The 26,441-nt window shown below is 42.5% G+C and carries 28 protein-coding genes and 1 riboswitch; of the genes, 13 read left to right on the top strand and 15 right to left on the bottom strand.

What is annotated here, in order from left to right; all coding sequences use genetic code 11:
* Window positions 1-20: 20 nt before the first annotated feature.
* On the top strand, window positions 21-365 hold the full coding sequence (gene rplT / locus ACFQZI_RS08760; RefSeq protein ID WP_117381412.1) for a 50S ribosomal protein L20: 345 nt from the start codon (window positions 21-23) through the stop codon (window positions 363-365).
* Window positions 366-567: 202 nt separating this feature from the next.
* Here rplT and ACFQZI_RS08755 read toward each other — a convergent pair whose 3' ends face one another.
* Window positions 568-1,461 (bottom strand): SRPBCC family protein, encoded by an 894-nt coding sequence (locus ACFQZI_RS08755; protein ID WP_377141244.1) that lies wholly within the window; start codon window positions 1,459-1,461, stop codon window positions 568-570.
* Window positions 1,462-1,571: 110 nt separating this feature from the next.
* Window positions 1,572-1,780, top strand: a riboswitch (cobalamin riboswitch).
* 104 nt (window positions 1,781-1,884) lie between these two features.
* On the opposite strand from ACFQZI_RS08755, the gene ACFQZI_RS08750 reads away from it, so the two are divergent.
* From ACFQZI_RS08750 to ACFQZI_RS08735, 4 genes are all read left to right on the top strand, one after another.
* Window positions 1,885-3,912, top strand: coding sequence for a TonB-dependent receptor (locus tag ACFQZI_RS08750; protein WP_377141241.1), 2,028 nt, complete (start codon window positions 1,885-1,887; stop codon window positions 3,910-3,912).
* 12 nt (window positions 3,913-3,924) lie between these two features.
* Window positions 3,925-4,986 carry a YncE family protein gene (locus tag ACFQZI_RS08745; RefSeq protein ID WP_377141238.1) on the top strand — a complete coding sequence of 354 codons (1,062 nt, stop codon included), beginning with the start codon at window positions 3,925-3,927 and terminating at the stop codon, window positions 4,984-4,986.
* A 51-nt stretch (window positions 4,987-5,037) separates the two neighbouring features.
* Window positions 5,038-5,604 (top strand): DUF6580 family putative transport protein, encoded by a 567-nt coding sequence (locus ACFQZI_RS08740; protein ID WP_377141235.1) that lies wholly within the window; start codon window positions 5,038-5,040, stop codon window positions 5,602-5,604.
* Window positions 5,605-5,801: 197 nt separating this feature from the next.
* Window positions 5,802-6,491, top strand: a complete 690-nt coding sequence (locus ACFQZI_RS08735; protein ID WP_377141232.1) for an SIR2 family NAD-dependent protein deacylase — start codon at window positions 5,802-5,804, stop codon at window positions 6,489-6,491.
* A gap of 295 nt (window positions 6,492-6,786) precedes the next feature.
* Here the strand turns inward: ACFQZI_RS08735 and ACFQZI_RS08730 are convergent, their stop codons facing one another.
* Window positions 6,787-7,035 carry a hypothetical protein gene (locus ACFQZI_RS08730; protein WP_377141229.1) on the bottom strand — a complete coding sequence of 83 codons (249 nt, stop codon included), beginning with the start codon at window positions 7,033-7,035 and terminating at the stop codon, window positions 6,787-6,789.
* A gap of 11 nt (window positions 7,036-7,046) precedes the next feature.
* The gene (locus ACFQZI_RS08725; RefSeq protein ID WP_377141226.1) at window positions 7,047-7,745 is read right to left on the bottom strand and encodes a DUF3291 domain-containing protein; all 699 of its coding nucleotides are present in this window, start codon (window positions 7,743-7,745) and stop codon (window positions 7,047-7,049) included.
* A 75-nt stretch (window positions 7,746-7,820) separates the two neighbouring features.
* Between ACFQZI_RS08725 and ACFQZI_RS08720 the strand changes: the two genes are divergently transcribed.
* Genes ACFQZI_RS08720 through ACFQZI_RS08705 form a run of 4 tightly spaced genes read left to right on the top strand, consistent with a single transcriptional unit; the run spans window position 7,821 to window position 10,159 of the window.
* On the top strand, window positions 7,821-8,303 hold the full coding sequence (locus tag ACFQZI_RS08720) for a GAF domain-containing protein (protein WP_377141223.1): 483 nt from the start codon (window positions 7,821-7,823) through the stop codon (window positions 8,301-8,303).
* Entirely contained in the window at window positions 8,296-8,946 is a 651-nt protein-coding gene (locus ACFQZI_RS08715; RefSeq protein WP_377141220.1) for an alpha/beta hydrolase, read from the top strand. The genes ACFQZI_RS08720 and ACFQZI_RS08715 overlap by 8 nt, the downstream gene beginning before the upstream one ends.
* Before the next feature lie 60 nt (window positions 8,947-9,006).
* Window positions 9,007-9,609, top strand: coding sequence for a DNA-3-methyladenine glycosylase (locus ACFQZI_RS08710; RefSeq protein ID WP_377141217.1), 603 nt, complete (start codon window positions 9,007-9,009; stop codon window positions 9,607-9,609).
* Between the two features lie 49 nt (window positions 9,610-9,658).
* On the top strand, window positions 9,659-10,159 hold the full coding sequence (locus tag ACFQZI_RS08705) for a pyridoxamine 5'-phosphate oxidase family protein (RefSeq protein ID WP_377141214.1): 501 nt from the start codon (window positions 9,659-9,661) through the stop codon (window positions 10,157-10,159).
* On the opposite strand, the gene ACFQZI_RS08700 is transcribed toward ACFQZI_RS08705, so the two are convergent.
* Window positions 10,160-10,804 carry a hypothetical protein gene (locus tag ACFQZI_RS08700; protein ID WP_377141211.1) on the bottom strand — a complete coding sequence of 215 codons (645 nt, stop codon included), beginning with the start codon at window positions 10,802-10,804 and terminating at the stop codon, window positions 10,160-10,162. It lies immediately after the preceding gene.
* Between the two features lie 101 nt (window positions 10,805-10,905).
* Here ACFQZI_RS08700 and kynU point away from each other — a divergent pair, with 101 nt between their 5' ends.
* The 3 genes from kynU to ACFQZI_RS08685 are packed head-to-tail and all read left to right on the top strand — an operon-like array spanning window position 10,906 to window position 13,965.
* Window positions 10,906-12,192, top strand: coding sequence for a kynureninase (gene kynU / locus ACFQZI_RS08695; protein ID WP_377141208.1), 1,287 nt, complete (start codon window positions 10,906-10,908; stop codon window positions 12,190-12,192).
* 6 nt (window positions 12,193-12,198) lie between these two features.
* The gene (locus ACFQZI_RS08690; RefSeq protein ID WP_377141205.1) at window positions 12,199-13,056 is read left to right on the top strand and encodes a bestrophin family protein; all 858 of its coding nucleotides are present in this window, start codon (window positions 12,199-12,201) and stop codon (window positions 13,054-13,056) included.
* 6 nt (window positions 13,057-13,062) lie between these two features.
* Window positions 13,063-13,965: a histone deacetylase family protein gene (locus ACFQZI_RS08685; RefSeq protein ID WP_377141202.1), complete on the top strand. Its 903-nt coding sequence runs from the start codon at window positions 13,063-13,065 to the stop codon at window positions 13,963-13,965.
* Here ACFQZI_RS08685 and ACFQZI_RS08680 read toward each other — a convergent pair.
* The 4 genes from ACFQZI_RS08680 to ACFQZI_RS08665 are packed head-to-tail and all read right to left on the bottom strand — an operon-like array spanning window position 13,962 to window position 16,943.
* A complete protein-coding gene (locus ACFQZI_RS08680) occupies window positions 13,962-15,332 on the bottom strand; it encodes an MATE family efflux transporter (protein WP_377141199.1) in 1,371 nt (456 codons plus the stop codon). The genes ACFQZI_RS08685 and ACFQZI_RS08680 overlap by 4 nt on opposite strands.
* 40 nt (window positions 15,333-15,372) lie before the next feature.
* Window positions 15,373-15,996, bottom strand: a complete 624-nt coding sequence (locus ACFQZI_RS08675) for an AlbA family DNA-binding domain-containing protein (RefSeq protein ID WP_377141196.1) — start codon at window positions 15,994-15,996, stop codon at window positions 15,373-15,375.
* Between the two features lie 11 nt (window positions 15,997-16,007).
* Window positions 16,008-16,463 (bottom strand): GNAT family N-acetyltransferase, encoded by a 456-nt coding sequence (locus tag ACFQZI_RS08670; protein ID WP_377141194.1) that lies wholly within the window; start codon window positions 16,461-16,463, stop codon window positions 16,008-16,010.
* Window positions 16,464-16,943, bottom strand: a complete 480-nt coding sequence (locus ACFQZI_RS08665; RefSeq protein WP_377141192.1) for a DUF4442 domain-containing protein — start codon at window positions 16,941-16,943, stop codon at window positions 16,464-16,466.
* A 202-nt stretch (window positions 16,944-17,145) separates the two neighbouring features.
* Here ACFQZI_RS08665 and ACFQZI_RS08660 point away from each other — a divergent pair, with 202 nt between their 5' ends.
* The gene (locus ACFQZI_RS08660) at window positions 17,146-17,346 is read left to right on the top strand and encodes a hypothetical protein (RefSeq protein WP_377141189.1); all 201 of its coding nucleotides are present in this window, start codon (window positions 17,146-17,148) and stop codon (window positions 17,344-17,346) included.
* Window positions 17,347-17,415: 69 nt separating this feature from the next.
* Here ACFQZI_RS08660 and ACFQZI_RS08655 read toward each other — a convergent pair whose 3' ends face one another.
* From ACFQZI_RS08655 to hemF, 7 genes are all read right to left on the bottom strand, one after another.
* The gene (locus ACFQZI_RS08655; protein WP_377141186.1) at window positions 17,416-18,210 is read right to left on the bottom strand and encodes an SDR family NAD(P)-dependent oxidoreductase; all 795 of its coding nucleotides are present in this window, start codon (window positions 18,208-18,210) and stop codon (window positions 17,416-17,418) included.
* 233 nt (window positions 18,211-18,443) lie between these two features.
* A complete protein-coding gene (locus ACFQZI_RS08650; RefSeq protein WP_377141181.1) occupies window positions 18,444-19,691 on the bottom strand; it encodes a tetratricopeptide repeat protein in 1,248 nt (415 codons plus the stop codon).
* Window positions 19,692-19,758: 67 nt separating this feature from the next.
* Entirely contained in the window at window positions 19,759-20,865 is a 1,107-nt protein-coding gene (locus tag ACFQZI_RS08645) for a tetratricopeptide repeat protein (RefSeq protein ID WP_377141178.1), read from the bottom strand.
* A 3-nt stretch (window positions 20,866-20,868) separates the two neighbouring features.
* The gene (gyrA, locus tag ACFQZI_RS08640; protein ID WP_377141175.1) at window positions 20,869-23,511 is read right to left on the bottom strand and encodes a DNA gyrase subunit A; all 2,643 of its coding nucleotides are present in this window, start codon (window positions 23,509-23,511) and stop codon (window positions 20,869-20,871) included.
* A gap of 240 nt (window positions 23,512-23,751) precedes the next feature.
* Window positions 23,752-25,059: a serine hydrolase domain-containing protein gene (locus ACFQZI_RS08635; protein ID WP_377141172.1), complete on the bottom strand. Its 1,308-nt coding sequence runs from the start codon at window positions 25,057-25,059 to the stop codon at window positions 23,752-23,754.
* 49 nt (window positions 25,060-25,108) lie between these two features.
* Window positions 25,109-25,504, bottom strand: coding sequence for a hypothetical protein (locus tag ACFQZI_RS08630; protein ID WP_377141169.1), 396 nt, complete (start codon window positions 25,502-25,504; stop codon window positions 25,109-25,111).
* 2 nt (window positions 25,505-25,506) lie between these two features.
* Window positions 25,507-26,421, bottom strand: a complete 915-nt coding sequence (gene hemF / locus ACFQZI_RS08625; protein WP_377141166.1) for an oxygen-dependent coproporphyrinogen oxidase — start codon at window positions 26,419-26,421, stop codon at window positions 25,507-25,509.
* Window positions 26,422-26,441 lie beyond the last annotated feature (20 nt).

Here is a 26,441-nt window from a genome sequence, read left to right as displayed (position 1 = left end):
ACTACCAAAAACAACACAACATGCCACGTTCAGTTAACGCAGTAGCGTCGAGAAGACGCAGGAAAAGGATCATGAACCTCGCCAAAGGTTATTGGGGTTCACGCAGCAAGGTTTACACCGTTGCTAAAAACACAGTAGAAAAAGGTTTACAATACGCATACCGCGACCGTAAGACCAAAAAACGCGAGTTTAGGGCTTTATGGATCCAACGTATCAACGCAGGTGCACGCCAGCACGGTATTTCTTACTCTCAGTTAATGGGTAAGTTAGCCGCAAAAGAAATTGGTTTAAACCGTAAGGTATTAGCCGATTTAGCGATGAACAACCCTGACGCTTTTAAAGCTATCGTTGATGCTGTAAAATAATCAGCGCATAATTTATAAAAAAAGGCCTTCTGTTTATTCAGAAGGCCTTTTTTTGTTTATTACCCACATCATGTCATTTCGAACGAGCGATAGCGAGGAGAAATCTTGTTAGATTAGGCAAGTTGCAGGCTTTGCATCGGTCACACTATCTAACAAGATTTCTCACTATCGTTTCGAAATGACATTTGTTTTATGTTAATTATTACATCACCGAACTATCCGCTCTGGGTGTTTGCCTGCCATCAACCGGTTCAATGTGTGAGCGGAAACGGTTTGTGTTATCGTCCTGATTAATCTCTTCCGGTGCGCTTTCTTCAATAATGGTTTCTTCTATCACTACGGCCACCGGCTCGGCAAATTCATTATCGTTAGCCTGTGGTGCGGTATCTGAGGCTATGCCGCCATCAATATCCATATATTGTTTAAAGTTGCGCACATCGTTATCAACCATGTTTTTAAATACCGGGTTTAAGATGTGTGCGATACCGCCGCCAAAACCACCTGCAGGTGGGCGATAGCTGATCACTACATCTACCAGGGTGCCGTTACCATCAATGCTGTCCTGGAAGCGCACCTTACCGGCATTATCTATCAACGAATCGGGCATCGAACTCCAGCCAATGCTATAACCCGGTTCATCCTTTACAATTTCGGCATCCCAGCTTACTTTTGCGGCGCCCATAGGTAATTTCAACACCCAGTGCGAGCGTTTGTCATCAATTACTTCCACACTCTCCAGGTGTTTCATAAAAAGTGGAAGATTATCCAGCTTGCGCCAAAAGTCATAAACTTCCTGGCGTGGCTTATCTATATGGTATGATGAGCGGATGTTTACGTTCACCGGTTCTGTACTGTTACGGCCCATACGGGCGTAAAGGTCGCAATGGCCGGTTAAGCCGCGGTTTAGCAGGTAACCACCAGCCCCAAGTTTAATAATACTGCTGAATGGGCTTTTAAATAAGCCCTTAAAGCCCGATAATGCCAGCTTTATACCTGTGGCTATTGATATAGTGCGCTCGGCGGTTGACAAGTTTAAACTTGGTTCCTGGCTTTCGGCCGGGCCGCGGTATCTGTTTTGCAATGCTACTGTTGTCATAATAATGTGCGTTTGTACCTATTAAACACCTTAGGCTACAGCGGGTTTTCGTTAATTGAAAATATTTTAACCGATGATGATAATTGCTTTTGCTGTTTACATTTGTAATGTTACATTTGCACCGCTTTAGGTTCCTGCTTTGTATAAGATTCATTGCAGGATTAAAAGGGAATACAGTGTAAATCTGTAACTGTCCCGCAGCTGTAAGCTCCGTTAACCAATGTCCGTTCAAAAAATGTCACTGTGCCGAGTGTTTCGGGATGGGAAGGCAGGGCAAAGGGGAGCAAGTCAGAATACCTGCCTCAGCATTATATTATTCATAGCTTTCGGGGATTGAAGCTTGGATGTGAATGCTCTTCCTATACGGCAGTATTTCCATTCGTGTGTTTTCCTTTTTAAGGCTATGATGCATCAAACATCAGCATGAGGCACGTGTACTTATTTAAGAAGTTAATTTACAGCAAGGGCTTTCTCTTATTGATGTGCTTGTGTGCCCCACGTACTGTTTGTGCGCAGACCGATACCACAAAAAAGCTAAAGGAGGTAGCCGTAAAAGCTTTACCGATACCTCAAGTGCAAACGCTTACGCCTGCACAGCAAATCAGCCAAAAAGAATTTGCAAGGTACAGCGCTTTTAACGTAGCTGATGCGGTTAAAAATTTTTCGGGCGTTACGGTTAAAGATTATGGCGGCATCGGTGGATTAAAAACAGTTTCGGTAAGAGGTTTGGGCGCCAACCACACCGCCGTGATGTACGATGGTGTGCAAATAAACGACGCGCAAACCGGCCAGGTTGATTTTAGTAAACTTAACCTCAATAATGTTCAGCAACTTACTTTATACAATGGCCAGCCAGAGCAGATCTTACAACCTGCGCGTGCTTATATATCGGCAAGTGTCCTCAGCATTCAAACCATACGGCCACAATTAACGGCAGATAAGCCTTACCAATTGCAGCTTGGCGTAGAAGGAGGGAGCTTTGGCCTGATAAACCCATACTTGCAATGGCAGCAGCGGCTAAGCGATAACTGGCAGTTTATTGTAAATGCTTACACCGAAAATGCCAACGGCAGGTATAAATTTCATAAAAGCGGAGATGGACTGGATACAGTACGCACCCGCACCAATGCAGACATTGCAGCGCAGCAAATGGACGGCGCTTTGTATTGGACGAAAAGCGACAGCAACCGTTATAACCTCCACATCAATTATTACCATTCCCAACGTGGATTGCCGGGTGCAGTAGTTTTAAACAATGCCGCGCCCTCTCAAGACAGACTCTGGAACCGCGATCTGTTTATTCAAAGCGGCTATCAACGCGTTTGGAAAAGCGGTTTAAGTTTTTTGATAAATACCAAACTATCAGAGAATTATCTGAGGTATTTAAACCCAATTTTCTTAAATGCCCAGGGCCGTTTAGACCAGCAGTTTACACAGCGCGAATTTTATCAATCGGCCGCCCTTGCATGGCAAATAACACCTAACTGGCAGCTGTCTTACGCGGCAGACCTGGCTGTAAACCATCTTGATATCAATTTCAATTATCCTTATCCGCAGTTCGGTTATCCAACAAGGATGTCGTTACTGAACGTACTGGCGAGTAATTTAAATGTGGGCAGGTTTAAATTACAGGGCAGCCTGTTAAATACCAACATCACCGAAAATGTTAGAACAGGCCGGGCGGCACCGGCGCGCAACAACTTTGCGCCAACGTTAATAGCCTCGCTCCAACCTTTCAAAAGCGCTAACTTTAACGTCAGGGCTTTTTACAAGCGCATCTTTCGCAACCCTACATTTGATGACCTGTATTACGGAGGCATTGGTAACCCCAACTTAAAACCCGAATACACCAATCAGTACGATGCCGGTCTTACTTATAACAAGGCCCTTACCGGATTTTTAGAATATGTAACCGTTACTGCCGATGCCTACTATAATGATGTTACCAACAAAATAGTCTTTATCCCCAAGGACGCTTACAATGGTTCCATACAAAATTTTGGCAAGGTTGAAATGAAAGGGCTTGATATCGGGCTGAAAACGCAGGGTGCAATTGCGCCAGGTTATAAAGCATCACTATTTGTAAACTACAGCTACTTGCAGGCGCTAAATGTAACCGACGCTACGTCGTCGGTTTATTTAAACCAATTACCTTACACGCCCCGAAACACTTTATCTGTAAATGCCGGCGTAGATGCTGGCGCTTTGGGTATTTATTACAACATGGTTTACGCATCCGAAAGATACTATACCAACAACAATTTACCTGCCGACCGGATTCCCGGCTATGCTATTAGCGACGCGTCTGTTACATACCATAAAAAATTGAACAACAAATTATTACAAACATCAATAGAAGTAAATAACCTTTTTAATAAAAGCTATTTTTTCGTGCAGAGCTATCCCATGCCGGGCCGCTCGGTGCGCTTATCCTTTCAAATAACTATTTAACATAACATCAATATGAGATCATTCAAACTTAAAAATCTGATCGTTTTATGCGCTGCATTAGCAACGCTATCCGCCTGTAAAAAAGACCGCATCCCGGTTACGCCAGATAAGCCAGCTGCAGAGCGTGCAGGTGTGTATATTTTAAATCAGGGAAACTTTGGGGCTAACAATAGCACTTTGTCGTTTTATAATTACACCACTAAACAGCTCACAGCCGATTTTTTTGGGGCCGCAAACCCCGATAAAAAAATAGGAGATACCGGTAACGACGTGGGGATTTACGGTTCCAAAATGTACATCATTGTAAACAACTCGGGCACCATTAAAGTGGTGAACGCTAAAACAGGGGTATTTGTTAAAGAGATAGCGCTGAACCAATGCCGTAATGTGGTTTTCTATAAAAGCAACGCGTTTGTAACATCATATGATAACAAGGTGGCGGTTATAGACACCACATCGCTCACCATTACCAAAAGCATCGCCGTTGGCCGCAACCCCGAGCAAATGGTGGTATCAAACAACAAACTTTATGTTGCCAACTCCGGCGGTTTAAGTTTCGGTAACCCGGATAAAACAGTGTCTGTGATCGACCTGACATCTTTAACCGAAACCAAAAAGATAGACGTAATTGCAGACCCTGTATCAATGACAGCTGATAACTATGGAAATATTTATGTGTTATCGTTAGGTAATTTTGATGATATAGCTCCCGGCTTAACCATCATTGATAACAATACCGACGCGGTAAAATCAAAACCTGCGGTTGCCCTTGGTTACAACATTCCAATTATTGCACTGGGTGATTTCGTTTACTACCCAACTGCCGACAATAAAATTGCCGTTTATAACGCCAAAACCCAAAAGGCCGAGAAAGATAATTTTATAACCGATGGTACAACTTTTCTTAGTGCGTTCGCGCTTGCGGCAGATGAGACTACCGGCGAAATATTTGTTACCGATGCTAAAGATTTTAACTCGAATGGCACCCTAACCGCTTTTGATAAAAACGGCAAGAAGGAATATACGCTAACTACCGGCATTAGCCCGGGTAAGGTGATTCTGGTGAATAAATAGCATTTTAGATTGTACCGTATTATCAATAAATTTGCATAAGATAATTTAAATATGTCGATACAAAATACAAATACCCGTACAACTGTACTTATCCTGATGGTGGTTGCGGCCATTGCCATGCGCATTGTAAATACGCAGGTGCCTGCCTTAAGTAATTTTACCCCGGTTGGCGCTGTGGCCATATTTGGCGGAGCCTATTTTACCGATAAATGGAAAGCCTACCTGGTGCCATTACTACTGCTTTTAATAAGCGATGTTGCGGTTAACTATATGTATGCAGGTAAGTTTACGTTTTACAGTAGCTCGTTATATATGTATGGCTGTTTTATGCTGATGACGTTTGTTGGTACCTTTATCAAGAAGGTAACGGTATTAAACGTTGCGGCTGCATCAATAGTAGCTGTATTGATACACTGGCTGGTAATGGACCTGCCCTTCGTTTATGGCATAGCAAACACCTGGGCAAATTACGGTACGCTACTGGTAAAAGCCATTTACCCGTTTGAAACTAACATGTTAATTGCCGACGCCATTTACGGCGCCATCCTTTTTGGTGGTTTCGAACTGGCGAAAAGCAAATACACCGCCCTGCAAGGCAAAAAGCAACTGGCTTTGTAAGGCAATGATAATTTACAAAAAAGCGGTTGGCCAAAGGTTAACCGCTTTTTTTATGGGGTGTGAACTTGGATTTGAAGAATTTCGGAATTCACAGAATAACCACAAATAAATATTCGATAAATTCATTGATTTCATAAATTCGAGTTCAGACACTTCTTCAATCACTAAATCAATAACTCATTAAATCAATAATTAATTTGAAAAGAGTAGTAGTACTCACAGGCGCCGGGATAAGCGCCGAGAGCGGCTTAAAAACATTTAGAGACAGCGATGGGCTGTGGGAGGGATATAATATTGAGGATGTGGCCACGCCCGAAGCATGGGAGCGCGATCCGGCATTAGTACAGGATTTTTATAATCAGCGCCGCAAATCGGTTTTAGCGGCTGAGCCAAACGCCGCGCACTTTGCTTTGGCAAAGCTTGAGGAAAGATATGATGTAATCATCATTACCCAAAATATAGACGACCTACACGAACGCGCGGGTTCAACTAAAGTGGTGCATCTGCATGGCATCATCACACGATCGCAAAGCAGCGTTAAGGCAAGCCTTACTTACCCGATAGATGGGTGGGAACTAAAGATGGGGGAGACGTGCGAATTAGGTTCGCAACTACGGGCGCATGTGGTTTGGTTTGGTGAGGCCGTACCGATGATAGAAACCGCCGCGCAGATCTGCTCGCAAGCTGATGTGTTTATCCTTGTCGGCACCTCGCTCGCGGTGTACCCGGCGGCCGGTTTGATCAACTATGTGCCGCGCGATGTTACCAAATATATCATCGACCCCAATTTACCAACGGTAGGCAATAAACGCGTTATAGAAATGCCTTATAAAGCTACGATAGGGGTACCAATGCTGGTAGACGAACTCATGGGAAACAACAAATAACAAGGCTGCGATTGCAGTCTTGTGTTTAAAATCGTATCCCGTGATAAAGGTATACAATTACCTAATTTGGTATTAAATTTAGCCAAATTAAATTTCGTGAGGATAATTTATAATTCATAAATTACTTACATTCAATATTTTATATACCTTATTTACACGTTTATTGTGAAGCGATAAACGTTTAAATTTTTCGAAAATTCAATTTATACTTAAAAGCGTGCCAAATATAATTTTGTACAATGAACTATAAATACATAAGTAGCTATTTTACAAGAATTTATATAGTTTATATTCGCTAATAGTTGTACCTGTAATAGGCATCTTTGTAGTCCTTTCCCATTTCAATAAAACGAGCAGAAACGGTTTTCAAAAAGTCTTCATCAAGCAATTCAAAAACGCTGTTTACACCTTCCGTCAGATCCATTTCGGGAATCTTATAGGTTTGTTCAAGGGTGCCTTGTTCAATCTTCACAATAAACTTTTGGTTCATGCTCAGGATAGATATTTTAAAATCGGGGTGGGGTAATTCTGCAATGATCCTCATGGTGTAAATTATTATTTTAAGAGCCCGTTCAACGGGTCTTTCCCGTTAATGGTTCCCGTTTTTTCAATAATGCGGAAACGGGCAAACAGTTCTTCGCTGTACCAGCCTTCGCTGCGTGTTTTTTTGATAACCTCTGCGTGTTGTTTACTGCCGTAAGCAAAAGCCTTCATGTGTTCCATACTTTCCCAAACTGAGAATGTGGCCTGCCGGTAAACAGGTGCTTCGCCAACGCCAAAGGATGTGATATATCCCGGCGCATCAAGCATCAGGTTAGCTACCTCATTCACATGCGACCAAAAGTTTTTTAATCTGCTCATTTTAATGGTAGCCCTGGTAAGTACAGCCATAGGGCCGTCGTCAATCTTACCATCGGCTTTTCCGAATGGTTCTTTACCATCCCACTTACCGTGGCTTTGTACAGGTATGCATAACATTGTCCAGTTTTCGGTACCCAAGGCTCGCCACCATTTGCTTACAAAGGATTTTTTGGCGAAAAGCTCGTAATCTTCGCGATCATCCCATACGGCCAGCAATCCCCATTGCTGCCAGTCAGGTTGCAGGTCGAAAGTGCCGTTGCGCCCACTGCCTAATAACTTCCAAAAGCTGCAACCGTTTTGCAGCATCATAGGCAGGCGGTGTACAGCCATGGCCAGCAGGGCAAATGGTATAAAAGCTTTGCGGTAACGTATTATGGTGAGGCTAACGATCATGTTGCTGCGAAAATAAAATATTAAATATGAGATTTGGCTTATTTACTTTCAACACAGGCATATTACATTTGCTTTATGGCAGAGGACTTACAAATCACAACATCAACAAGTAAAGAGGAACAATACAGATCGCTTATCCCGCAGATAGCGGCCTTGCTTGACGGCGAGACAGACCTGGTAGCAAACCTGGCTAATGTAGCAGCAGCCTTAAAAGAACAGTTTAAATGGTTCTGGGTAGGTTTTTATCTGGTTAAGCAGGATGAACTGGTTTTAGGCCCGTTTCAGGGGCCGGTAGCCTGCACGCGCATTGCTAAAGGCAGGGGAGTATGCGGTACATCTTGGGCTAAGGCCGAAACGCTGATAGTGCCCGATGTAGAAGAGTTTCCTGGTCATATTGCCTGTAGCTCACTATCTCGTTCAGAAATTGTATTGCCTTTGTTCTCGCGTGGCGAAGTTATAGGTGTGCTGGATGTGGATAGTGCTGAGCTGAATGAGTTTGATGAAACAGATGCCAGATATTTAAACGAGGTGATCGGCTTAGTTAAATTCAATGCATAAGGTTTATTTAATATCCGGCCTCGGTGCCGACCGCCGTTTATTTACAAAAATCAAATTCCCTGCCGGTTACGAAATAATATCCACAGATTGGTTATTACCTACACCCGCAGATACTTTAACAACTTACGCGCAACGCATTATTGATCAATATGATATAGGCGTTAATTCAATTGTAATTGGCGTATCCCTGGGCGGGATGATCTCTGTTGAGATCGCTAAGCTGGTTAAGCTTAACAAGGTGATATTGATATCGAGCATCAAGACAGATAGCGAAGCCCCGTGGTATTTTAAAGTGTTCAGGAACATGCCTGTTTACAAAGCTATACCCGGCAAATTCATGACGCGCCTTGGTTTCCTGGCAAGGGCTATGTTTGGCAGCATGCAACCCGACGATATGGCCATATTTAAAAGCATGCTGCGTAACTCATCGCCGGTATTTATAAAATGGGCCATGCAGGCGTTGCTGTACTGGCGAAATGATGTGCAGGTACCAAACCTCTATCACATAATTGGTGATAACGATCTTGTTTTTCCTTATCAAAACATTAAAAACCCTACAACGGTTATAAAAGGCGGTACGCACATTATGGTGTTTGACAGGGCCGATGAGGTAAACGCTTTGTTAGCCAATATTCTTAAATAGGCGATGTTCCACATTAGTGTTTTTACCTGTGAAGAAATCACTAATTCACTAATTATTTAGATGAAATTACCCGAAAGTTATTACCATAACCCCGATGTTGTTGCCCTTAGCCGCGACCTGATAGGTAAATACCTGTTCACCAATATTGATGGTGAGCTTACCGGCGGATACATTGTTGAAACAGAAGCCTATGCTGGCGTTAATGATAAAGCGGCCCATTCTTACGGCGGCAAAGTTACACCCCGTACCCAAACCATGTATATGCAGGGCGGGATATCATATGTATACCTTTGTTACGGTATTCACGAGATGTTTAACGTTGTGGTATCAGGAGAGGGACACCCGCACGCTATTTTAATAAGGGCTGTACACCCCACTGACGGATTGGATGTGATGATGTTACGGCGCAATATGGAAATAGTAAAGCCCAACATCACAAAGGGTCCCGGCTCGGTTGCTAAAGCGCTGGGCATTTCCCGCAAGATAAACGCCATGACTTTACAAAGTGATGTGATATGGATTGAAGACCGGGGGTTAACATTTTCAAATGAAGAAGTGGCCGCGGGACCGCGTATAGGCGTTGATTACGCGGGAAATGATGCCTTGCTGCCTTATCGTTTTTATGTAAAAGGAAATATTTATGTGAGCAAGCCCAACAAATAATTTCTTTGTTGGTTTAATGCTCATATTAACTTAACAATAAAGACATAAGATGAGCAGCGATTGGTCAAAGACAGAAAGCCTGAAATACTTACAGGATAAAGTGAACGAGGTAAGAACAGCAATGCTTACCACATATAACGAAGAAAAGGGTTTTAACAGCAGGCCAATGGGCACTGCCGATATTGACGAAGAAGGAAATATATGGTTCTTCACCAATGAATACTCGCCAAAGGCCAGCGAGATCTCGGTAGAAAATACCGTTTCGTTAACCTATTCTGATGTTAAAAACCACACCTACCTAAGCATTGTAGCCGAAGCATCATTGGTTGATGATAAAGCGAAAATGAAAGAATTATGGAACCCATTCATCAAGGCATTCTTCCCCGAAGGATTGGACGATCCAAAACTTACCCTTTTAAAAGTTGTACCTACCGATGCTGAATACTGGGATAGCAGCAGCAGCAGTATGGTTGTATTATTTAACATGCTTAAAGCAAGCCTGACCGGCAAACAGTACGACGAAGGTAAACACGGCAAGATAGATCTGTAATTACCCTGCGAAGCCAAAGCTTGTTACTTCTCCGGCAACAAGGTTTGGCTTTTCATTTTTATTGCATTCAACTGGCTTTAAGCCTTCTAATTTCAATACTTCAATCATGCCTTCGGCAACAGATATGATCTCTTCATACTTTGGCAGGGTAAAGTTATAAGTTAGCATCCAGCCAATTACCCCATCCTTCATCATATACTCCTGATTAAGCAAACCTTTTAACTTAAACTTGTGCCGTATCCTTATTTCGGTTATGCGATCCTTGGTAAGGTTAGATGCTGCGCTATCGAAGAGTACATTTATCGCGATAGCAGAAACTCCGTTTGGCCAGGTATAATTAACTATAACAGTATATCGGTTTACAACACCCACCAGAACATCGTCATGTTGTTTGAAGCCGGCCATAAACAGGTCTGTAAATGGCTTTTTGTTAAACAGCTTACCCCGTGTTTTGGGCCCCCACCTGGTATCTTTAAAATAGAATAGCGTGCCTGCTATAAGGCTTACGGCAAATGCCGTAACTAATGCTATTAATAAATTTTTAGCAAAACTATTATCCGATTTGGTGAGCAGCTCTTTTATTAGCGCGCCAACAAAAAAGCCGGCAAACGTTGCCAGATAATATTTTTTAATAAATCTTAACATTTGTAATTTTTAATGCTAAAATAACCATCTGTAAGCTTATAATGAAACGATGTTGAAATTACAATAAAACAGATAAGGCAGCTTTTTTGTAATATTGGCTGATGATCTATCATGACACTTTAGAATTTGCGCATCAGCTTGATGAGCAGGATGCTTTAAAAGCCTTTCGCGATGACTTTTTAATACCAAAACATAACGGCGAACCCGCCATATATCTTTGCGGCAATTCTTTAGGGCTTCAGCCTAAGTCGGCCAAAAACTACATACAAGAGCAGTTAAATGCGTGGGAAGATAACGCGGTAGAAGGCTGGTTTATTGGAAATGAGCCATGGCTCAAATATCACAGATTGCTGCTTGGCCCGTTATCAAATATTTTGGGCGCAAAAGAAACCGAGATAACGGTCATGAATTCGCTTACAGTAAATCTTCATTTACTGATGGTAAGTTTTTATAAACCAACAGGTAACAGATTTAAGATCTTGATGGAAGCAGGCGCTTTCCCCTCAGATCAATACGCTATGGAAAGCCAGGTGCGCTTTCATGGCTTTGATCCTAAAGAAGCTATAATTGAAGTTGCCCCACGCCCCGGGGAAACGACCTTACCTACCGAAGATATTTTGAAACAGATAGCTGATAATGCCAATGAACTCGCCCTGGTAATGTTCAGCGGGATAAACTACTATACAGGCCAGTTCTTTGATCTGGAAGCTATAAGCAAAGCCGGGCATGAAGCCGGCGCTATTGTTGGGTTCGACCTTGCGCATGCCGCCGGTAACGTGCCACTGAAATTACATGACTGGCAGGCCGATTTTGCCTGCTGGTGCTCATACAAATACATGAACTCGGGCCCTGGTGGTATCAGCGGTATCTTTGTGCACGAAAAGCATTTTAATGATACTTCACTAAACCGTTTCGCGGGATGGTGGGGCTACAGAAAAGATAAACAGTTTTTAATGGCACCGGGTTTTGAGGCCGAGATCGGGGCGGAGGGTTGGAATGTTAGCACCAGCCCCATTATTTTGATGGCCCTGCATCGCGCATCACTTAATATTTTTGAAAAAGCTGGAGGACTACAGTCTCTCCGCGCAAAAAGCGAAATGCTCACCGGTTACCTTGAATATATTATAGGCCGGGTAAATGATAAATATGGTGAAGATGTGTACCAGATCATCACACCAACAGAAAAAAACCAGCGGGGTTGCCAGCTATCCGTAGTTTGTAAACGCGACGCCAGGACTATTTTTAATTACCTGGCCCAAAATGGCGTAATTGGCGATTGGCGCGAACCGGATGTTATCCGTTTGAGCCCTGTGCCGCTTTATAATTCTTATATCGACGTATACAAAGCCGCCCAAACACTTTTTAAAGCCCTTGGCGCTGTTAAATAATATAAAATGATACACTATAACCCCAAGAGCTGGTTCGCGCTTATATTCAGGTTTAATAAGGCTGATACACTGCGTGAGTTGTTTCCGTTAATGCTGTCTGTTAGTATTTACGCCGGCGCGGTTACATTTTTGCTGATGGATGTATTTAAGCTGGAAGAAACCAGCATTCTGCGTAAGGTTATATACGTTCATCAAACTATTGGTTTCGTGTTCTCGTTGTTACTGGCGTTCCGTATCAATTCCGCTTATGACAGATGGTGGGAAGGCCGTAAAATATGGGGAAGCCTTACCAATAACAGCCGCAACCTTGCCATAAAGCTTAAGCACCTTGTTAGTGATGAGGACGCCGCTTTTTTCAATTACGCTATACCGCTTTACGCTCGCTCGCTCCGTGACCATCTGCGGGATGAATATGAACCCGGCGACCAGGCTATATTACCTACGAATGGCGATAAACATGTACCTAACCAAATTGCATCCGCCATTATTAAGCAGGTTTACCGTTTAAATAAAGAAGGGCAGATAAACCCGGAGCAATTGGTGAGCATAACCGCCGAAATTACTTCATTTACAGATTTTTGTGGTGGTTGCGAGCGTATCCGTAAAACGCCGATACCATTTTCGTACAGTGTATTTATCAAAAAATTCATCTTTACTTATATCATAACGCTGCCCTTTACCTGGGCATTCGATCTTAAATACTTCATCATGCCTATCATCGGTTTTATACTGTTTGTTTTTGCCAGCATCGAACTGATAGCCGAAGAGATAGAAGATCCTTTTGGTTACGATGCCAACGACCTGCCGTTAGATAACATCTGCGAGAACATCGAAAAGCATGTAGGGGAGATATTTGCAGCTTAGCACATTATGCTTAAGATAGCTTTCGACCCGATATATGCGCACCCATTGCCACCGGGGCACCGTTTTCCGATGCTTAAGTACGAACTGATACCCGGCCAGTTGATGCACGAAGGTATTATCACACAGGCAAATCTGTTTTCGCCAAAAGCTGCAAATGAAAAAACCATCCTGTTAACCCACGATAAAGGTTACTGGCAACAACTGCGCGATCTTACTTTGCCACCAAAAGAACAGCGCCGCATCGGTTTCCCATTATCCGCCCAACTAATAGAACGTGAGGTAAGGATAGCTCAGGGTACTATTGATGGTTGCCATTACGCTTTTAAATACGGCGTAGCATTTAATGTAGCCGGTGGCACGCATCATGCCGGCACTAACTGGGGCGAGGGCTTTTGTATGCTTAACGACCAGGCAATAGCAGCTAACTATTTATTAAATAACAAGTTAGCCACTCGTATCTTAATAGTTGATTTAGATGTGCATCAGGGTAACGGCACCGCCCAGATCTTTGAGAATGAACCGCGGGTCTTCACCTTCTCGATGCATGGGGATAAGAATTTCCCGTTCAGGAAAGAACGATCTGACCTTGACATCCCGCTGAATGATGGCATAGAGGATGAAGCCTATTTAAAGCTCTTATATGATACTTTACCGGGATTGATAGATTGCCATAAACCCGATTTTATATTTTACCTGGCAGGGGTAGACGTTTTAGATTCGGATAAACTGGGTAAACTCGCCTTATCTAAAGAGGCCTGCAAAGAACGAGACCGTTTTGTATTTGAACAATGCAAAGCCCGCGGCATCCCGGTGCAGGTAAGCATGGGTGGTGGTTACTCGCCGCAAATTAAAGATATTGTAGAAGCACATTGCAATACCTACAGGGTGGCAAATGATCTGTACTTTTAAAGATCGTTAACAACCATAAGGTTGTTGCTTTTACTGATCTTTTGAAACCGTAGAAATAACATCAATGATGCCGACGCCAACCCGGCTACCAGGCCAAACCAAACACCTACTACCCCTATGCCAAGTACAATCCCCAGCAGGTAACCTACCGGCAAACCAATAACCCAATACGATAGAAAAGTTAATACCGTTGGTATCTTAACATCGCCCATTCCGCGCAATATTCCCAGCCCCACAACTTGGGTACCGTCAAATAGTTGGAAAAACGCTGCAACTATAAGTAGCTGTTCTGCAATATGTATAACGCTTTTATCTGATGTGTACATCCATGGTAATACCTGGTTTAGCAGGGTAAATATGATGGCCGTGCAGCACATAAATACAATTACAATGTGGTAGTTTGATATTGCTGATAACCTGAGTTTATAATGATCGCCGGAGCCAAAATAATTGCCGGACCGAATAGCCGATGCCGACGAAATGCCGGCAGCCATCATATAGGTCATGCTTGCCAGGTTAAGTGCAATCTGGTGGGCCGCCTGCGGAACCGAACCAATGGTGCCGATAATGATAGATGCCCCGCCAAACGCGCTTACCTCGAATGTGGATTGCATGGCTACCGGCATGCCTATTTTCAAAAGTTGTTTTATCCTGCTTTTATCAATATTCTTAAAAGCAAAATCAGACAGGTAACTTTTAAAGTTTGGCGACCTGAAAACATAAAAACACATGGCGGCAGCCATTAAAAAGCGATCGATAAGGGTACTGTACCCAACCCCCCTTATACCCATAGGGGGGATACCGAACATGCCTTTTACTAAAACTATCCCAACTAAAATATTAATTACGTTACCTACAATGGTAATGTACATGGCCTGCCGGGTAAAGCCCAAGCCTTCGGCAAATTGTTTAAAGGTATTAAACACCATTAAAGGCATTAATGATGATAACAGCAATATTAAAAACGGTTTTGCCTGTAAAACAACATCCGGTGATTGGTGAAGCCTCCCGATGAAAAACTCTACACCCACATAAAATATGAAGAATAGTACAACTCCTGTTACAACATTCAGCACCAAACTATTGCTCAACAATCTGCCGCATTCGCTATAATTTTTGCGGCCGTTATGTTGTGCAATAAGCGGTGTAATACCGTAGCTAATGCCCAATGCCATTACAAACGGTACGATAAATAAGCTGATAGATAACGAAACCGCCGCAAGGGCAATAGTGCCTGCAAATTGCCCAATAATTATAGTATCTGAAAAATGCACCAGTGTATGGCCTATTTGCGATAATACAATAGGTATAGCAAGCTTTAAGCTATCGCGATAGAAAAATTGATATTTTTGATAGAGGGCTTTCATTTATTTGCGGGGGAGCAAAAGTAACGAATAGCCCCGTAAATCAGGAGGCTGTGTAAAACTCTTCTTTTTCGGTGGTATGTACACGCAATATGCCACTTAAAACCAGATCGACCAGTATGCGTTGCGCACGCCTGCGGCCTATGTTTAGCAAACTACAAAACTCTTTAACGGTGATACGCTCTTCTTTGTCCAAGTGTTCTAAAAGGGCTTTTTCTTTTGATGAGTATTCAATGAGTACGCCTTTATCATCCGCAGATCGTTTAAGCACATCAACTACCACTTTGCTGGCCAGCACGCTTTTATCTTTTACGCGTATGTACACCCACCATTTACCATCCTCGGCAAGCGAGTAATGGGGCTTTTCGGTACTTTCAGGAATATTCACCACAAGTACCAATTTGCCGTCAAAATAAACCTCCTCAAACTCGGGCTCTAAAGCGGGACGGGCAAAGAAATGAGCAGCTTTTGTAATCATGTACCGTTCTTCATCCTCGGCTTTAACACCTTTTATAGTACCATCGTCAAGTACGCCAATAAGCAGCCTGCCGCCTACATTATTAGCGAATGATACCATTGTTTTGGCAATTTTTTCGCAGCTGGTGATGGTTTTCTTAAAATCAAGTGATACGCCTTCGCCCTCAAAAATCTGTCGCTTTAAATTCATTTTAAATCCTCTTAATCTGGTATATAAGGCGTGAAAACCTGCATCCATCGTTCGGCAAAAGTAATTGGCGTAAACCCAAATTGCTTATAAAGCCCGTGGGCGTCCAGCGTAGCTAACGACCATCGGCGCAATCCCTGCAAATCGGGATGGGCCATAATGGTTTGCACCAGCCATTTAGATAACCCAAGCCCGCGGTGCGCCCGCAGTATAAATACATCGCACAGGTAACCGAATGTCGCCATATCACTCACTACACGCGCAAAACCGGCTTGCCGGCCATCTTTATATATGCCAAAACATAAGGAATGCGCTATGGCTTTCTTTAACTTATCCGGCGGTATCCCTTTTGCCCAATACGATTCCCCGTCAAGATAGTTAAATATCGCGTCAAAATCCAGTAAAGTTCTATCGGTTGAGATCTGATAGCCTTTTTTAATAAAGGCCTCGTCGTTCATAAATGTGGCCATTTAATTAATATTGGCTGGTGTAAAATTAAGGTCGCGTATATAAACCTCGTTCATAACGTGCGCGCAAACTTCGTTATTAGTGTTATAAATTGCTATCGGGAAAACGTTTTCGTACTTCCCGGTTGTATTTAACGCTTTCAAAGCCATCTCAATATCACTATCGGTTAATTTGATATAAAACGATAAAGAGGAGTGGGCCGGCTTTAAAAAATCTATCCTTGATGATTTTGACCAGATCTTAAGTTTATTGCCATGTGTGTTAAGGACCCTGTCGAACAAAACAGGGTAAAAGGGATCGGCGGCAGCAAAAATTGTTCCCCCAAATATCGACCCGTTATAATTTTTGTTGAATAAACTCTTGAAAACCTTTACGTTAACACCTCTGAAACCCTTATCAAAACCAACAACCCAGATCCGCTGGAATAAGAGAGGAGGGTAGAGGCACATGATCCATTTTAAGGCGCGTTCTGATACAGTCATCACCGTTAAATATCAGAAAAATATGGTTCAGAACGCTTAGTTTATGGCAATTGTTGATTTAATTTGACATTATTTACCTTAAAGCATATAACTTGGAACAGCCTTTGCACAGTTAATAAAAGTTTATTTAAACAAACCTGCTTGTTAGGAGTTTTATAAACTGACGAACATTTTAATCACTTACTTTAACATTATATCCATTATGAAAAAGCAAATTTTAAGTTTCGCCTTAGTCGCGACAATGATCGGTTCGATAGCGGCAGGCTGTAGCTCAGAGAAAAAAACAGGCGGCAGCGATAGCACTCAAACCGATTCTGCAGCTGCTGTAGCACCTGCATCAACTACAGATACTGCTGCAAAAGCAGATACTACCGTAAAAGATACTACTAAGAAACCTATGTAACAGGTTCTTGATATCTCACAACAAAGCCCGGACAAATTGCCCGGGCTTTGTTGTTTATAAGATATAGTTTTAAAACGCTGATTTGATAACGCCGCCATCTGCACGCAAGGTGGCCCCGTTTGTTGCTGCTGAAAGCGGACTGGCTATGTAAGTAACCATACTGGCAATTTCTGCAGGTTCAATAAAACGTTTAATTAATGATGTACCGCGCATATGGGTAAAAAATTCGGTCTCAATTTCGTCGCTGGTTTTGCCCTGATCGTTGGCAAGGGCCTTAACGAAATCGCCAACACCTTCAGACATGGTTGGGCCGGGTAATACGGTGTTGACAGTAACGTTAGTATGCTTGGTTAGCTCGGCTAATCCGCGTGCAACAGCTATTTGCGCGGTTTTGGTAGTACCGTAATGGATCATTTCCTCGGGTATTTGTAAGCCCGATTCGCTTGAAATGAATATAATTCGGCCCCAGTTTTTAGCCAGCATCTTATCAAAATATGCCCGTGATAAACGCACGCCGCTTAAAACGTTCACTTCAAAAAATCTTAACCAATCTTCATCAGTGATGTTTTTAAATTCTTTTGGTTCAAAAATGCCCACGTTATTTACAAGGATATCAACCTCGGGTAACTGCGAAATTAAATTTTCTATTTGCTGCTTGTCGCTAAAATCCGCTGCAATGCCTTTGATGTTTTGGTTGCCGGTTTCTGCTTTTAACTTTTCTGCAACGTCATCAACTTTGGCTTGATCGCGGCCGTTAATATAAACCGTAGCGCCTTCGGCTGCCAATGACTTAGCAATTGCATAACCAATGCCGGCGGTTGAGCCTGTTACCAATGCTATTTTGTTTTTTAGTTGTAAGTCCATAGTTTTTGTGATTGCTTATACAAGTTTAGATATTTATCGTAACGGAATCTACGTCAGCAATACAAATATGTTATGAGAGTGACATATAACGTTTGATGTGGGATTTAACTGATAAATAAGAACTTATTCACACTCTAATATTTGTTACATAATTAACATTATGTTAAGTAATTAAATATAATAATAGCCCGTGTATTGCACGGGATATTATTATTGGCCTCCTCTATGAGGAATTATTTTTTCTGTAAAGCGTTTATCTGCGCGGTAACTTTAGCTGCATTAGCACTATCTTTTTTACCCTGGTAATATGTACGAAGGTTATTCAAAGCATCGTATGATGTTGGCTGCAATTCAACAGCTTTTAACAAATATGGTTTAGCAAGGTCAAACTGCGCGTTTGCTTTTAGCATAGCTGCATCATAAGCTTTTTGTTGGTTGGTTGGTAATTTATTTGCGGCATTATATATTTCTATCGCAGGCGATATAATAATGTAACCCATGTTTAGATTAGCCTCAAAATAATTAGGATCTATTTCCAGCGCCTTTTTATACATTTCTGTTGCCTTAGCAAAATTTTGATCTCTTGTAGCTTGTAAACCTGCTTTGCTTGCAGCCGGTGCCTTCGCGATTTTTTGCCCGGCAGCATCACCTAAGTTTGAATATACCAAGCCTGCATAATAGTAAAGGCTTTTGTTTTTAGGGTCATTAGCCTGGGCGCTCAAAATTTTATCAAGCACTTCTTTTTGTTTGCCTTGTTGCAGGCTTATCTCAATTTCGGTCCTTCTTAACGCAGCGTTATTTGGATATTTAGCCAAGCCTTCGCCAATAGCTTTTATAGCACCGGTAGTATCCTTATTATCCAAGTAAATACCAACAAGGTCGCTGTAAGCGTTTTCTGCTTTAGAGTATTTTGTGGTAACCAACTTGCTGTAATTGGTGATTGCAGCAGGATAGTTTTTAGAGTTTAACGCGGCTAAACCTGTATATAGTATAGCGTTAGTATCCTCTGGCATTACTGTGCGGAAAAAATCAAACGACTTGTAAGCCAGGTCATATTTACCGCTTTCATATTCTTTTACACCCTTATTCAACTGATAGCGGGCTAACACGATGTTGGCGTTATCTATTAGTTTTTTGTTTTCGCCCTTTGAATCCAATTCTTTGGCTTTAGCATTGGCTTCAGCAGCGGTGGTAAACAATGGTAACGAGGTTGTAGCTACCGAATCTAATTCGGCAAGTGTAGCGTAAACGTTAGCTTTTACAGCAAACATTTGCGGCATAGTAGCGGCTTTTTCGTTGGCAGCGGCTTTATCTATAGACTCTTTTGCTTTTTTTAAACTTGGGATAGCCAATATTGGTTGTGACCTTAAGCTTTCAAATTTTTCGTATTCGGATTGCGCGTTGTTGATGTCGCTTTTTTGAGCAAAGGTTGTTGCGGTAACGAGGCTCAAAAGGCCAAGAATTAGAAATTTAATTTTCATTCTACAGTGTTTTAAATTGGTAATGTTTAATTACAGCCGTTACTGATCAGCCATAAAATATAGTGTATTAGTTTAATTGTTCTAACCGGTTGTTAATCCTATCCAACTGGGTCTGATTCCCGGTTTTGGTATAGGCTAACTGCAATAGTTCAAGGCAATTTTTATCCTTCGGTAACATTTCGTTGGCTTTTTCAAGCCACAATATAGCACTTGTTATATTTTTATCATCATTATTACCCTTAAGTGTGCTTTTCTTAAAGTAAAGTAAACCTAAATTAAACACCGGCTCGTAAGAAACACTATTTAATTCGATAGCACGCAGGTATAAAGACTCTGCCTTATCGTATTGGTTTAAATTATCGTAGCAATTTGCGGCTACAAAAGTTATTTCGGGGTTATTGGGGTTGTTATCAATTAAAGACGGTATCAAAGGCTCTAACGCTTTATACTCGCGTTTGTTATTGTAGATGTTTGCCTCGTCCTGTAACAACTGTTTGTTTTGTGGTAACAGCCTTCTCCCCTTTTTTACAATTTGTAAAGCTTTTGCCGTGTCGCCTAATGATTTGTAAATGGTTGAAGCGGTTGCCAGGTATTCTAGTTTTGTGCTATCTGTGCTTATAAGGTTCGAGTAGTATTTGGCAGCATCCTGTAAATTGCCAAGCTTGTTGCTGGCGTATGCTATATACGCGTTTACCTGCTTATAGCCCGGAGCATATTTTTTTGCGCTTTGGAAACAGCCTACAGCGTTCTTAAAATCGCCGTTACGGGTTAACGTAAAACCTTTACGGATATAGGCATTTGCCAGGCATCGCTTAGCATAATCAAGTTCGGCCTGGTATTTATATATCCTGCTCTTTTCCTGAAACTTATCAAGTAATTCGGCAGTTTGTGGCAGGAATGTTTCGGGCTGATTTAATTTGTTAAGCGAATCGGTATATAGAATGCTTGAGTTTACAATTATACGGTAAACATTCTTTTCCAGGTCCGCAGAGTCCTTTTTTGTTACCACCAAACTGTCCGCAGATTTTTTGGCATTGGCTAAAAATTTAAGATCTCCCTTTTGCTTATAAAAAGCAAGGTTGTTTACTACAACCTTTAACGCTTCGGACTGGCCAAAGGCAAAAGATGTAGTAAACAACGCCAAAATCAATAACCTGATCTTTTTGCTTTGCATTTATTATTCGGTTTTGTCATCATCGGCAGGCTCATCGTCTGCTTCAGCTGTGTCAATATCGGTGTCTGATTTAATCGGCGCATCCGGGGTTTCCGAAAGTATATCAGCATCAGTTTCATCAGCAATGGCTTTATCTTCAGCCGCTTCTGCTAAAACTGCTTCTTCCAGTTCTTCATCCTCTTCGTGCTCAACTTTAGCTACCGATGCTATCTCGTCGTTACCTTTCAGGGTAATTAACTTAACCCCTTGTGTGGCGCGGCCCATTGTACGTAATTCGCTTATGGCCATACGTATAATAATGCCCGACTTGTTGATGATCATCAGATCTTCTTTATCAGTAACACCTTTTATAGCAACAAGGTTTCCGGTTTTTTCAGTTATGTTAAGGGTTTTTACACCTTTACCACCACGGTTTGTAACACGATAATCCTCAATATCAGTACGTTTACCATATCCTTTTTCAGATACAACCAGTACGGTTGTTTCCTTATCGTCTATAGCTATCATGCCAATAACTTCGTCTTTATCGCTATCTAAGCTAATACCGCGTACACCTGTAGCCGTACGGCCCATTGGCCTAACGGTGCTTTCGTTAAAGCGTATTGCACGGCCCGACTGAAGCGCCATTACTATTTCGCTGCTGCCTGTTGTTAAAGTTGCTTCAAGTAACGAATCGCCCTCGTTGATGTTGATGGCGTTGATACCATTAGCCCGCGGACGGGAGTATGCTTCTAAAGATGTTTTTTTGATAACACCTTTGCGGGTACACATAATAATGAAGTTGTTCTCCAGGTATTCTTTATCCTTAAGCGATTTAAGCTTGATGTAAGCTTTAATATTCTCTTCTTTAGGGATATTGATGATGTTTTGGATTGCACGGCCTTTAGAAGTACGCGTACCTTCCGGTATTTCAAACACCCTAAGCCAGAAACACTGCCCGCTTTCGGTAAAGAAGAGCATGTAATTGTGGTTACTTGCTATTAACAAGTGCTCTATAAAGTCGGCATCGCGGCTATTGCTGCCAATTGATCCTTTACCACCCCTGCCCTGGCGGCGATATTCTGTTAACGAGGTGCGTTTGATGTAACCTTCACGAGAAATGGTGATAACTACATCTTCATCTTCAATAAAGTCTTCGGTTTGCATCTCTGCAGATGAGTGTACCATTTCGGTTTTACGCTCATCTCCGTATTTTTCACGTATCTCTGCCAGCTCGTCTTTGATGATCTGCATACGCAGGCCTTCATCAGCAAGTATTGATTTTAAGTACTCGATAGTTTTCATTAAGGCATCGTACTCGTCGCGGATCTTATCGCGCTCCAGTCCGGTTAAACGCCTTAAGGTCATATCCAGAATAGCGCGAGCCTGTATGTCGCTAAGCCCAAACTGGCTCATTAAGCCTTCGCGGGCTTCATCAGGAGTTGATGACGCACGAATAAGTTTAATTACTTCCTCTATATGATCAAGCGCTATCAACAAACCTTCTAAGATGTGCGCCCGCTTTTCGGCCTCGGCTAACTCAAATTTGGTACGGCGTATAACCACCTCGTGCCTGTGCTCAACAAAATGATGGATCAGGTCCTTCAAATTAAGCAGCATTGGGCGGCCATGTACCAGCGCGATATTGTTTACACTGAAAGACGTTTGCAGCGCGGTATATTTGTACAGGTTGTTAAGTACAATAGCCGCGTTTGAATCGCGTTTTATCTCATACACTATACGTATACCCTCGCGGTTACTTTCATCGCGAATGGCAGATATACCTTCAATTTTTTTCTCGTTAACCAGTTCGGCAGTACGCTCAATCATCAGCGCTTTATTCACCTGGTATGGTATCTCGCTAACAACTATACGCTCACGGTCGCTGCCGTAAGTTTCAATCTCGGCACGGGCACGTATCACTACACGGCCACGGCCTGTTTCTAAAGCCTGGCGCGGCCCTTCGTAACCATAAATGATACCTCCGGTAGGGAAATCGGGGCCTTTAACATAGGTCATCAGTTCCGAAACCTCTATTTCGCGATTATCAATAAGCGCGATAGTAGCATTAACAATCTCGGTTAAGTTATGCGGTGCCATGTTAGTGGCCATACCCACTGCAATACCCGATGCGCCGTTAACCAAAAGGTTAGGGAATTTTGCAGGCAATACGGTTGGCTCCTGTAAAGAGTCGTCAAAATTCAGCTGAAAATCAATAGTATCCTTATTGATATCGGCCAGCATTTCTTCGGCAATTTTTTGCAGCTTAGCCTCGGTATAACGCATTGCCGCGGGTTGGTCGCCATCTATCGAGCCGTAGTTACCCTGCCCTTCAACAAAGGGGTAACGTAAGCTCCAGTCCTGCGCCATACGTACCATGGCGTCATAAACTGATGTATCGCCATGCGGGTGATATTTACCCAATACCTCGCCCACAATACGGGCCGATTTTTTATATGGTTTGTTGTTTGCCAAACCCAGGTCGAGCATCCCGTACAATACACGCCTGTGAACGGGTTTTAAACCGTCGCGTACATCGGGCAATGCCCTTGATACAATAACCGACATTGAATAATCAATGTAAGCGGCCCGCATCTCTTCATCAATATTTATCGGAATTATTCTGTCTTCTTGGTGCGAATTCTCGTTTTCGGTTTCTTCAGCCATTGGTTTTTCTTAGTGGAAAATCTTAACAGTAAGTGCGTGTAAAAAAAGTGTTTTTATACGACGTGCGAATTTAAGAAAATATACTCAAAAAGCAGCGTTTTTTACTAACATTATGCAGCTTTTGCACATTCAAAAAGGCTTAAAAACATTAGTTGAATTATACCTCAAATGAACATTTACTTTAAATAAAAAAAGCCAAACCTGTGCGGGTTTGGCTTTTGGTAACTGCCGGGGTAAACATTACTTTCTAATAATCAATTCCTTAATTTTATCTGACAGGAAATGGCCGAATGGGGGTTCGGTGTTAGACAATATTACAACCGTATAACCTGTTTTATGGTACATGTTTAATTCGGTACAGATGCCTATAAAACCACCGCTGTGGCCGGTAATAAATTCGTTACCCAATTGCTGGTACTCCTGGCCCAGGCCCCACTCCCCTACATGCTCGTTCATAAACATGGCGGTGGTTGCGGGTTTAAGTAATACGTTGTTTTTTATTGCTTTAGATAACTTGTAAATATCTGTTACGGTTGAAGTTCCGCCGCCTGCGCCACCGTCAGGCATGGTTACCGTCATATCGGCGGGTTTACAAATATTGTTTAGCACGTATGTGCCAAAATCGAGACCGGATAGCCTTTCTATAATAAGGCCTAAAAGTAAAAAACCTGTGTTGCTGTACCTAAAGCCTTTACCCGGCGCGAAATGTGGTTTATCTTTTTCTATAGCCGGTAAAATATCGGACTTATTAAATTGCTTGTTGGCCATTGGGTCGTACGCGGGGTCTTCAAAGTAATCGCCCATACCCGAGGTATGCGTTAAAAGTTGTTTAACTGTTATGCCTGTTAATGCTTTGTTTTGCAATTGCGGCATAAGTTTACCCATACTATCGTTTAAACTAAGTTTACCCCTGTCGGCGAGTTGTAGTATGCTGATGGTGGTAAAAAGTTTCCCCATTGATGCCAGCCCAATTTGCTCGTTAACAGTGTTTGGCTTACCTGACGGATTGTTACCAAATGATTTGTTATAGAGCATATTGCCATTTTTAGCGATAATGACATTGCCGGCAAATACGTTTTGTGCCACAAGATGATGGATGTAACTATCAACGGAATCGAGGATCTGTTTTTGCGTTAGCGTTCCGGCTTGCAGAAAATTAGTACCGAGGCGCACCGGGCGCATGTGATGCTCCTTAAAATGCCCTGCCGAATCTGTCACCCATAAAAAGTTTAGCCACGAGCCGTAAGCTACGGTTTTAAAGATTAGCTCCGTTTCGGTAGCCGAAACATGTTTAATGGCTTTTAACATCACCTTGCCGCTACCAAAACGGTACTCGCTTTGCATCTGGCGAACGTTGTCGGCTATCTTTTTAGGATCAGTAAGTTGAGTACTGTAAAATTTGCTGTATGCTGCAGAATCATTTGTGTTGTAAACGTCTGTCAATTTCTGAAACAGGGCCTGCTCTGCTGCAGAGGGCGCTTTGCTTTGCGCAAAACAATAGCTTTGCGCAAATATCAGGATGTATAAGATTGGTTTAAGTTGTTTCATAATATCCTTATGACCCAACTTTTAAAAAACGGGTTACAGCCTGTTCAAATTATTTAACTTTTCGCCATTTTTCGAGCACTACGGTGCCATTTGGCAATACGCCGTTAAAGGTTAACGTGTCGTTTTTTATTTTGTACTGATATTTGATAGTGACGTTTAACAGTTTAGATGGCTCGGCGTTGAAGGTTTGAGTCTCCATGCAGGTGTCCTGATTTAGCCTGTAATCGCCACGCTCGTAATTGTAGGGTGGCTGTCCCTTCTCTATAAGCAAAGCGCTGTAATGGGCAGCGTCGTAATTGCGTTGCAGGGTATAATCCTTTGAAGCGGCTTCGGGTTTGCCGTTGTAAATGCCGCCACAATATTGCCAGCTGCCTTGCAAGCTATCATCTACTTTGAATCCAACTACAACAACTATCAATAAAAATGCGATTAAAATTCTTTTCATTGCTAAACCCAATTAATGCCTTTTTTTAACAGCGATAAGGTTTTTTCTTCCTCGCTGCCCGGCTGCGCCTGGTAGTTGTACACCCACTTGGCCGTTGGCGGCAGGCTCATCAATATCGATTCGATACGGCCGTTGGTTTCGAGGCCAAATTTGGTACCGGCATCGTAAACCAGGTTAAACTCGGTATAACGGCTGCGGCGCTGATATTGCCATTGTTTTTGGTCGTCGTTGAATTGCTTATCGCGGCTGCGGTTAACCAGTTCTATATAGGTGGGCGCAAACGTTCTGCCAAGTGCTTTTGAGAATTCAAATATCTCCTCCCAGGTAATATCATCGTTAGCGGTTAACCGGTCGTAAAAGATGCCGCCAATGCCGCGGGTTTCGTCCCGGTGTTTTATGTAGAAATAATTATCGGCCCAGATCTTAAAGCGCTCGTAAAAGTCGGCGTTAAACTGGTCGCAAATGGTTTTTAATTGCTGGTGGAAAAAACGCGCGTCATCCTCTACTACGTAATGCGGTGTAAGATCTATCCCACCCCCAAACCAGCGTACCGGCGGCGTGCTGTTATTGAATGACGAAGGCATCTCGAAATACCGGATGTTCATGTGAATAATGGGCACCATAGGATGATTAGGATGGATAACAATAGAGATGCCGGTGGCAAAAAAATCGTCCTGCTCTACATTTAGGGCTTTTTTTACGGTGTGCGGTAACTCGCCATGCACAGCCGAAAAATTTACCCCGCCCTTTTCAAATATATTACCGTTTTGAATAATCCGGGTACGGCCACCGCCGCCACCATCGCGTTCCCACAGTTCTTCCTCAAACTTTGCCACACCATCGCAAGCCTCAAGGGCAGCGCATATTTCGTCCTGTATCTGTTTGTAATCGGCAGTTATTTGTTCCTGGGTAATCATTAATTACTGAATTAGTGATT

The organism is Mucilaginibacter lutimaris, from assembly GCF_042676625.1.
GTDB lineage: Bacteria > Bacteroidota > Bacteroidia > Sphingobacteriales > Sphingobacteriaceae > Mucilaginibacter > Mucilaginibacter lutimaris.
The sequence above is the reverse complement of the archived record's forward strand: the minus strand, read 5'-3'. Positions and strand labels throughout refer to the sequence as shown.